Below are 8,538 nucleotides of genomic sequence, written 5' to 3'. Positions count from 1 at the left end.
AGAGTCGTCTTCCCACACCCCGACTCCCCCGCCAACCCCAAAATCTCCCCCCGATGCAGAGTCAACGACACATCCCGCACCGCCCGCACCGGCGGATCCACCTCATACTCAATCGACACATTCCGCGCCGACAACACCGCCTCACTCATGCGGTGACTCCCTTCGTCTTCGCGGCCTTGCGCAGTCGGCGGGCCGCCTCGGGCGCGTTGCGCAGCTTCGGGTTGATGACCTCGTCGATCGCGAAGTTGATCAGCGCGAGACCCGCGCCGAGGATCGCGATCATGATGCCCGGCGGCACGAACCACCACCATGCTCCGCGACCCAGGGCCTGACCGGACTGCGCGTCGTTGAGGATCGAGCCCCACGTGATCGACGAGTTCGGACCGAGCCCCAGGTACGACAGTCCGGCCTCACCGAGGATCGCGAAGATGATCGCGAACAGGAACTGCGCCGTCAGCAGTGGCAGCAGGTTGGGCATGATCTCGACCAGGATGACGCGGAAGGATCGCTCACCGGCGACCTTCGAGGCGTACACGTAGTCGCGGGTACGCAGGGAGCGCGTCTGCAGGCGCAGCACGTACGCCGCTCCGGCCCACGACGTGATGCCGAGCACGAACGCGACGAGCTGCCAGCTGCGCTGCGGCACGAACGAGGCGATCACCATGACGAGCGGGAGGCCGGGGATCACGATCATCACGTTCGTGAGCAGCGCCAGTGCATCCTCCCGCCAGCCGCCGAGATACCCGGCGAGCACGCCGAAGAAGAGGGACAGGACGATCGCGATGCCGCCGGCCGTGACGCCGATCAGCAGCGACCCCTGAGCCCCGACGGCGAGCTGCGCGAACACGTCGTTGCCGAGCTTGGTCGTTCCCAGCCAGTGCTCGGCCGACGGTGCCGCGAGGGCCGGGTTGTCGGTGCTGCGCGGGTTCTGGGCGAAGATCGGCGCGATGATCGCGAAGAGCACGATGGCGAGCACGAGCACGGTACCGACGATGAACTTCGGCGAGGTGCTGGGCAGGATCCGGCGACGCGTGCGCTCCTGGCGCTGCGTGGCCACGGCGACCGTGCCCTCGGGGGCGACGGTGGGCGACTCCTCGATCAGGAGCGGGTTCTTCGTGTCAGACATTCTGGCGAGCCCTCGGGTCGATGAAGCCATAGACGAGGTCCATGAAGAAGTTGGCGACGAGCACCGTGAGGGTGATCACGAGGAACAGCCCCTGCATCAGCGCGTAGTCGTTGTTGGTGACGGCCTGGAACATGAGCTTCCCGACGCCCGGATACGTGAACACCTGCTCCATGACGATGGAGCCGGCGACCACGAACCCGAGGGTGATCGAGAAGCCCGCGATCGAGGGGATGGCGGCGTTGCGCGCGGCATACGTGGTCATGATGCGGCGCGGGCGGAGCCCCTTCGCCTCAGCGGTCAGCACGTAGTCCTCGGCAAGGGTGGACACCATCATGTTGCGCATGCCGAACATCCACCCGCCGACCGAGCTGATCACGATCGTGACGGCGGGGAGGATCGAATGCGCCACCGCGTCGGAGAAGAACGCCCAGGTGGGCTCTGGGCCATCGGGGAAGTCGAACACGTCGTAGCCCCCGAAGATGGGGAACCATCCGAGCCCCACCGCGAAGACGGCGACCAGGATCAGCGCCATCCAGAAGTACGGGATCGACTGCAGCACCGTGGTGGCGGGAATCAGGTGATCCACCCAGGTGCCGCGCTTCCACCCCGCCCAGGCGCCGAGCACGACACCCAGGAGGAAGGAGATGACGGTCGCGGTGCCCACCAGCACCAGCGTCCACGGCAGGGCCCCGGCGATGAGGTCGGCGACCGGCGTCGGGAACTTCGTTACGGAGATGCCGAGATCACCGCGGAACATCCGCCCCCAGTAGGCGAGGTACTGCTCCCACAGCGAGGAGTCGTCGCCGCCCAGCAGCAGCTTGATGTTGCGGATCGTGGTCTCGGAGACCTCGCCGCCCGCCCGCTGCATCTTGGCGATCATGATGTCGGCGGGGTTCCCCGGCATGAGCCGGGGAAGCAGGAAGTTGATGGAGATCGCGGCCCACAGCGTGAACGCGTAGAACCCGATCCTTCGTGCATAGAACTTCATGTCACTGTGTCCTGACTTCCTGCTTCCCCGACTCCTTCGACTCAGCCGGCCGGCTTGATCTGCGTCAGCACGTATCCGGCGGCGATGGCACCCCAGGACGGCGGGAACGCGTACAGGTCGTCCTCCGTGGGCCAGCCCGTGTAGTCCTTCGTGTTGTAGAAGGTCTGCGTGGCGTTGATCACGAGCGGGATGTAGGGCAGGTCACGCACGATCTCGGACTGGATCGTGGCGTACAGCTCCTTCTTCGTCGCCTCGTCGTCCGTGCCGATCGCGGACTGGATGGCCGCGTCGACCGTCGGGTTGTTGTAGCGGCTGAAGTTCCAGCGACCCGCGGGGATCTCGGTGCCGACGGGGCTCGTCGACTCGACCGCCGTGCCACCGAACCAGTCGCGGTAGATCTGGAACGGATCGGCGACCGACGTGCCGATGACACCACCGACGATGAGCTGGAAGTTCCCGCCCTGGCGGGCGTCGGAGAACTCCTGCCACTGCACGGTCGATGCGGTGACCTTGATGCCGGCCTTCTCCGCCTGCTCCGCGATGAGCTTCGCGGCGTCGTTGTAATCGGTCCAGCCGTCGACCGAGATCAGGCTGAGCTCGAGCGGCACACCGTTCTTCTCGTAGATACCGGACGAGCCCTTCGTGTAGCCGGCCGCCTCCAGGATCGAGTCGGCCTCCTCGACGTTGGCCTCCTGCGGACTGACCTCGTTGGCCGGGTCGGCGAGCCACTTCTCGTCGCGCGGCAGCAGCGTGTACGCGGGCGAGATGTCACCCGTCAGTCCGACGAACGCCTTGTCCTTGATGGTCGAGCGGTCGATCGCGACGTTGAGCGCCTGGCGCACCGCGACGTCGGTCTGCGGTCCCGTGCAGCCGAGCTCGGCGTTCGAGCACGTGTAGAGGACGGTCGGGTCCTGCGGCGTGTTGATCCAGTCGATCTTGCCGTTTCCCGTGACGTCGTCCGGGTTCGGGATGAACATGCCTGTCCAGTCGAGCTCGCCCGCCGCCAGGAGGTCCTGCGCGGTCTGGTTGTTGTCGACCGCGATGTACTGGACCTTCTTCACTGCGAGCTCGTCGGCGCCGCGGTAGTTCTCGTTCGCGACCAGGGTGTACGACTCGCTCGTGGTCTTGTCCACGACGTACGGGCCGGAGCCGACCGGGTCTTCGTTGGCGAAGTTGGCGAAGTCGGTGACGTCCTTCCAGATGTGCTCGGGGAGGATGTAGCTCGACCCCATGCGCTGGAACTCGGTGGTGTACTGCGGGATGGAGTAGGTGAGGACGGCAGTGGTCTCGTCCGTCGCCTCGGCCGAGACGAGGCCGTTGCCCTCGGGGTTGTTGGCCTCGTACTGGAACGAGAACACGACGTCGTCGGCGGTGAGCGGCTCGCCGTCGCTCCACTTGAGGTCGGGCTTGATCTTGACCGTGATCTGGGTGCCGTCCTCGTTGTACTCGAACGAGTCGCCGATCAGGCCGATGGGCTCGGAGTCCTTCGTCTTGTTGTAGAAGAACAGCGGCTCATAGATCGGGCCGAGGGCACCGTGGAGCACGGTGGGCGCGAACGGGTTGTAGTTGGCGGTGATGGGCGTCTGGCTTCCGGCCCAGACACGCAGAGCGCGGTCGCCGTCGGCGTTGCCGCCTTCGCCGCCCCCGCCACCGCAGGCGGTGAGTCCGAGCGCGAGGACCGAGGCCCCCGCGACCGCCGTGAGCGCGATGCCGCGCTTTCCCTTACGGATCATTCTTCATTTCCTCTCGGTGCTGCACTGCAGGAGGGATTCTCCGGATGGAGCCGAACCCCGGTCGGGGTTCACGGGAACCCCGGGAGGAGGAGACGGTCGTCGCCTCGAAGGGGTTTGTTAGGACAGTAACCTAACAAACCCGATCAGGGTGGACAAGCGTTATTCCCGGCCGGAGATAACGTTTCGGACTCGCCCGCCCTCCGTCGTCACGAAGTCGCCCTAAGAGTCGTCTTGACACTAAGATCGTTCACGGAGGTTAAGGTGCCTATGACTCGAAGCTCGTCCATCCGCGTCGCCGTGTCGACCGTGATCCTGACGCTGCGACGTACCGAGGACGGGCGCGCCGTGCTCGCCCTCCCCCTCGTCCTGCGCACGCGAGAACCGTTCGCCCAGCAGTGGGCACTCCCCGGCGGCTGGCTCACCGCCGAGGAGTCGCCGGTCGACGCGGCCGCCCGCACCCTGGCCGAGACCACGGGACTCGCGCCCAGCTACCTCGAGCAGCTCTACGCGTTCGGCGCGGTCGACCGCTCCCCCACACGCGTCGTGTCGATCGTGTACTGGGCGCTGCTGCGGCAGGACGACGTCGAGGCCCAGATCGCCGCGCACCACGCCAGCGGCCATGCGCCCGAGAACGTGGAGTGGTTCGAGGTCGACGACCTCCCCTCGCTCGCGTTCGATCACGCGAAGATCATCGAGTACGCCGTCTGGCGTCTGCGCAACAAGGTCGGCTACAGCCGCGTCGCGCACGGCTTCCTTCCGGAGGAGTTCACGCTCGCCGAACTGCGCGAAGCGTACGAATCGATCCTCGGCCGGCAGCTCGATCCCGCGAACTTCCGGCGCCAGGTGGAGGCCGCCGGAAACCTCCTCCCCACCGACCGGTTCCGCACCGGAAGCCACCGTCCCGCCCGTCTGTACCGCGACAACACCGACGTCGAGCTGGCCGACCGCGGCCCCCTCGGCCCCGAAGAAACGAGCACCCGATGAGCATCACCGCCGTCCCGACGCCCACCGTCCTCGCGCCGGACGCCTCCGTCGACCACGCGATCCAGGCGATCGTCAGCGGCACGTCGACCGAGGCCACCTGCACCACCGATCTCGCGGTGGGCCCCTGGGACTTCGACACCCGCCCCGGCTACGGCCCCGGCTCGTCCATGGGCGACGTGATCCCCACCGGCGCCCCGCGTCAGGGCGAGCTCCCGGCGGAGTACCGCGAGGCCCCGGAGGCCGAGCTGCACGACCGCATCCGCGCGGCCAAGGCCACCCTGGGCGACCGCGTCGTGATCCTCGGCCACTTCTACCAGCGCGAGGAGGTCGTGACGCACGCCGACTACGTGGGCGACTCCTTCCAGCTCGCCACCGCGGCCAAGGGACGCACCGACGCCGAGGCGATCGTCTTCTGCGGTGTGCACTTCATGGCCGAGACCGCCGACCTGCTCTCCCGCCCGGAACAGGCCGTGATCCTGCCGAACCTCGCCGCCGGGTGCTCGATGGCCGACATGGCCGACATCGACCAGGTCGAGGAGTGCTGGGAGCAGCTCGCCGAGGTGCTCGGCGACCTCGACACCCCGGACGCGGAGGGCCGCGTGCCCGTCATCCCCGTGACCTACATGAACTCCTCCGCCGCGATCAAGGGCTTCGTGGGGCGGCACGGCGGCATCGTCTGCACCTCCTCCAACGCGCACACGGTGCTCGAGTGGGCGTTCGAGCGCGGACAGCGCGTGCTGTTCTTCCCCGACCAGCACCTCGGCCGCAACACCGCCAAGGCCATGGGCGTGCCGCTCGAGCGCATGCCGCTGTGGAATCCGCGGCGAGCGCTCGGCGGTTCCACCTCCGACGAGCTGGAAGACGCCCGGGTCATCCTGTGGCACGGGTTCTGCTCGGTTCACCGCCGCTTCACGGTCGCGCAGATCGACCAGGCGCGCGCCGAGCACCCCGGTGTGCGCGTGATCGTGCACCCCGAGTGCCCGATGGAGGTGGTCGACGCCGCGGACGAGGCCGGGTCGACGGAGTACATCCGGCGGGCCATCGACGAGGCCACCACCCCGACCACGTTCGCGATCGGCACGGAGATCAATCTGGTGCGCCGCCTCGCCGCGCAGTACCCGCAGCACCGCATCTTCTGCCTCGACCCCGTCGTGTGCCCGTGCTCGACCATGTACCGCATTCACCCCGGCTACCTCGCCTGGACGCTGGAGGAACTGGTCGCCGGGCGGACGCCGAACCGCATCACCGTGTCCGCCGACGTCGCCGAGCCGGCCAGGGTCGCCCTCGAGCGCATGCTCGCGGCCAAGCCCCCGGCAGCCGGCGCGCGATGAACGTCGTCGTCGTCGGCGCGGGGATCGCGGGGCTGACCGCGGCCTTGCACGCGCACGAGGCCGGGCACACCGTGACGCTCGTGACGAAGGACGCGCTCGGCGCGGGCTGCACACCGCTCGCCCAGGGCGGCATCGCGGGCGGCTACGGGCCGGACGACTCCCCGGCCGCCCACGCCGACGACACCCTCACCGCCGGCGCAGGACTCTCCGACCGCGCGGCCGTGCAGACCCTCGTCGCCGCGACCTCCGCCCGGATCGCGGAACTCGCCGCCCGGGGCGTGGCGTTCGACCGCGCCGCGGACGGCACGCTGCAGCGCGGACGGGAAGCCGCCCACTCCCACGCGCGGATCCTGCACGCGGGCGGCGACGCCACGGGAGCGGCCATCGCGACCGCACTCACCGCGGCCGTCCGCCGGGCGGGTGTCCCCCACATCGAGGGCGCGATGCTCACCGGGCTGACCGTGGCGGACGGTGCCGTGCGCGGCGTGGAGCTGCTCGTCGACGGGCACCCCGCCGTGGTGACCGCCGACGCCGTCATCCTCGCGACCGGGGGCGCCGGGCAGTTGTACGCCCACACCACCAACCCCGACGGGGTCACGGGCGACGGGATCGCCGCGGCCCTGCGGGCGGGGGCCGCGGTCGCCGACCTCGAGTTCGTCCAGTTCCACCCCACCGTGCTCGCCTCCGGCCCCGCGTTCCTCATCTCCGAGGCCGTGCGCGGCGAGGGCGCGGTGCTACTCGACGCCCACGGACGGCGCTTCGCGTTCGACAGCCACCCCGACGGCGAGCTGGCCCCGCGCGACGTGGTGGCCAGGGCGATCGCGGCGCAGGCTGCGCGACAGGGTTCGCCGGTGCTGCTCGACGCCACGATGCTCGGCGCCGCGACCCTGGCGCGCCGCTTCCCCACGATCGACCGCGTCACCCGCGAACGCGGCTTCGACTGGGGCCGCGAGCCGCTCCCGGTCACCCCGGCCGCGCACTACCTGATGGGCGGCGTCACGACCGATCTCGACGGACGCACCACCGTCCGCGGCCTCTTCGCCGTGGGCGAGGTGGCCCGCACCGGCGTGCACGGCGCCAATCGCCTCGCCTCGAACTCGCTCCTGGAGGGCGCGGTGTTCGGGGCGCGCGCCGCCGCGGCCCTCGCACTGCCCTGGCCGTCGGTCGTCCACCCCGGCCCCACCGCGCCCCGGCCGGCCACGTCCCCCGCCGCAGCGACGGCGACCGCCGCCACTCCCCCCTTCACGCGCCGCGCTCTGCAGCAGCTCATGTGGGACGAGGTCGGGCTGCACCGCACGGGCCAGGGCCTCGCCCGCGCGCTCGACACGATCCGCGCCTGGACCGCCGCGCAGCAGCCGCCGCAGAGCCCCCGCGACCTCGAGGACGCACACCTGCTCCGGGTCGCGGAGGCCACGGCCACCGCCGCCCTCGCCCGCCGCGCCTCGGTCGGCGCGCACCACCGCGCGGACGCGGAACCCGCCACGACCGCGACCACACGCCCCTCGATCCTGGAGACCGTCTGATGCTCACCCGTGCCACCCTCACCCGCGTGGTCGGCGCCGCCCTGGAGGAGGACGCTCCGTGGGGCGACCTGACCAGTGCGACCCTGCTGCCCGCCGACGCCACCGCGACCGCCGACCTCGTCGCCCGCGAACCCGGAGTGTTCAGCGGTGGCGAGGTCTTCGCGGCGGCGTTCACCCTCACCGACCCCGACGTCACGGTGGACCTGCACGTGGGCGACGGCGACGCGTTCGCCGCGGGCGACGTGCTCGCCACCGTGACCGGAGCCGCCCGCAGCCTGCTGACCGCCGAGCGCGTGGCGCTGAACTTCACCCAGCGGATGTCGGGCATCGCGACCCTCACGGCCGCCTACGTCGCGGCGGTCGACGGCACCGGAGCCCGCATCGCCGACACCAGGAAGACCACACCGGGGCTGCGGGCGTTCGAGCGCCACGCGGTCGCGTGCGGCGGCGGACGCAATCACCGCTTCTCGCTGTCCGACGCGGTCATGGCCAAGGACAACCACCTCGCGGTGCTGCAGCGCACGGGCCTCGACCTGGCGACCGCGCTGCGCGAGGCCGTGTCGCGTCTGCCGCACACCACGCACGTCGTGGTCGAGGTCGATCGCCTGGACCAGCTGCCCGCGGTGCTCGACGGCGGCGCGCACACCGTGCTGCTGGACAACTTCACGCCGGACGACCTGCGGGCCGGGGTCGCCCTGGTGGACGGCCGCGCGACCGTCGAGGCCTCGGGCGGCGTCAGCCTCGACACGGTCGCCGAGATCGCCCGCACGGGGGTGGACGTCATCTCCGTCGGTGCGCTGACCCACTCGGCCCGCGCGCTCGACCTCGGGCTGGACCTGCGGATCGACTGAGC

Annotated in this window: 8 protein-coding genes; 4 read left to right on the top strand and 4 right to left on the bottom strand. The window is 70.1% G+C overall.

Features of this window, described 5'->3' with window-relative positions:
* From KE274_RS16495 to KE274_RS05600, 4 genes are all read right to left on the bottom strand, one after another.
* Positions 1 to 149: ATP-binding cassette domain-containing protein (locus KE274_RS16495; protein ID WP_249186107.1), on the bottom strand; the 149-nt coding region annotated here is incomplete at its 3' end.
* Complete coding sequence (locus KE274_RS05610; protein WP_211541643.1) at positions 146 to 1,126, bottom strand: ABC transporter permease; 981 nt, start codon at positions 1,124 to 1,126, stop codon at positions 146 to 148. The genes KE274_RS05610 and KE274_RS16495, both read right to left, overlap by 4 nt.
* The gene (locus tag KE274_RS05605; protein ID WP_211541642.1) at positions 1,119 to 2,114 is read right to left on the bottom strand and encodes an ABC transporter permease; all 996 of its coding nucleotides are present in this window, start codon (positions 2,112 to 2,114) and stop codon (positions 1,119 to 1,121) included. Before KE274_RS05605 ends, KE274_RS05610 begins: the two co-directional genes overlap by 8 nt.
* A 41-nt stretch (positions 2,115 to 2,155) precedes the next feature.
* Complete coding sequence (locus tag KE274_RS05600; protein ID WP_211541641.1) at positions 2,156 to 3,847, bottom strand: ABC transporter substrate-binding protein; 1,692 nt, start codon at positions 3,845 to 3,847, stop codon at positions 2,156 to 2,158.
* Between the two features lie 267 nt (positions 3,848 to 4,114).
* Here KE274_RS05600 and KE274_RS05595 point away from each other — a divergent pair, with 267 nt between their 5' ends.
* Genes KE274_RS05595 through nadC form a run of 4 tightly spaced genes read left to right on the top strand, consistent with a single transcriptional unit; the run spans position 4,115 to position 8,536 of the window.
* Positions 4,115 to 4,831 carry an NUDIX hydrolase gene (locus KE274_RS05595; RefSeq protein WP_211541640.1) on the top strand — a complete coding sequence of 239 codons (717 nt, stop codon included), beginning with the start codon at positions 4,115 to 4,117 and terminating at the stop codon, positions 4,829 to 4,831.
* On the top strand, positions 4,828 to 6,162 hold the full coding sequence (gene nadA / locus KE274_RS05590) for a quinolinate synthase NadA (protein ID WP_211541639.1): 1,335 nt from the start codon (positions 4,828 to 4,830) through the stop codon (positions 6,160 to 6,162). Before KE274_RS05595 ends, nadA begins: the two co-directional genes overlap by 4 nt.
* A complete protein-coding gene (nadB, locus tag KE274_RS05585; RefSeq protein WP_211541638.1) occupies positions 6,159 to 7,685 on the top strand; it encodes an L-aspartate oxidase in 1,527 nt (508 codons plus the stop codon). Before nadA ends, nadB begins: the two co-directional genes overlap by 4 nt.
* On the top strand, positions 7,685 to 8,536 hold the full coding sequence (nadC, locus tag KE274_RS05580) for a carboxylating nicotinate-nucleotide diphosphorylase (protein WP_211541637.1): 852 nt from the start codon (positions 7,685 to 7,687) through the stop codon (positions 8,534 to 8,536). Before nadB ends, nadC begins: the two co-directional genes overlap by 1 nt.
* Positions 8,537 to 8,538: the final 2 nt, after the last annotated feature.

This window comes from Microbacterium paraoxydans (genome assembly GCF_018224615.1).
Classification (GTDB): Bacteria; Actinomycetota; Actinomycetes; order Actinomycetales; family Microbacteriaceae; genus Microbacterium; species Microbacterium paraoxydans_B.
Note: the sequence above shows the minus strand (reverse complement) of the source record. Positions and strands in the feature narration are given on the sequence as shown.

What these genes read in the sequence shown, in the direction of transcription:
- nadA (WP_211541639.1), top strand. Translation starts at nt 4,828, where the DNA reads ATGAGCATCACCGCCGTCCCGACGCCCACCGTCCTCGCGCCGGACGCC.
- KE274_RS05600 (WP_211541641.1), bottom strand. Translation starts at nt 3,847, where the DNA reads ATGATCCGTAAGGGAAAGCGCGGCATCGCGCTCACGGCGGTCGCGGGG.
- nadB (WP_211541638.1), top strand. Translation starts at nt 6,159, where the DNA reads ATGAACGTCGTCGTCGTCGGCGCGGGGATCGCGGGGCTGACCGCGGCC.
- KE274_RS05610 (WP_211541643.1), bottom strand. Translation starts at nt 1,126, where the DNA reads ATGTCTGACACGAAGAACCCGCTCCTGATCGAGGAGTCGCCCACCGTC.
- KE274_RS05605 (WP_211541642.1), bottom strand. Translation starts at nt 2,114, where the DNA reads ATGAAGTTCTATGCACGAAGGATCGGGTTCTACGCGTTCACGCTGTGG.
- KE274_RS05595 (WP_211541640.1), top strand. Translation starts at nt 4,115, where the DNA reads ATGACTCGAAGCTCGTCCATCCGCGTCGCCGTGTCGACCGTGATCCTG.
- nadC (WP_211541637.1), top strand. Translation starts at nt 7,685, where the DNA reads ATGCTCACCCGTGCCACCCTCACCCGCGTGGTCGGCGCCGCCCTGGAG.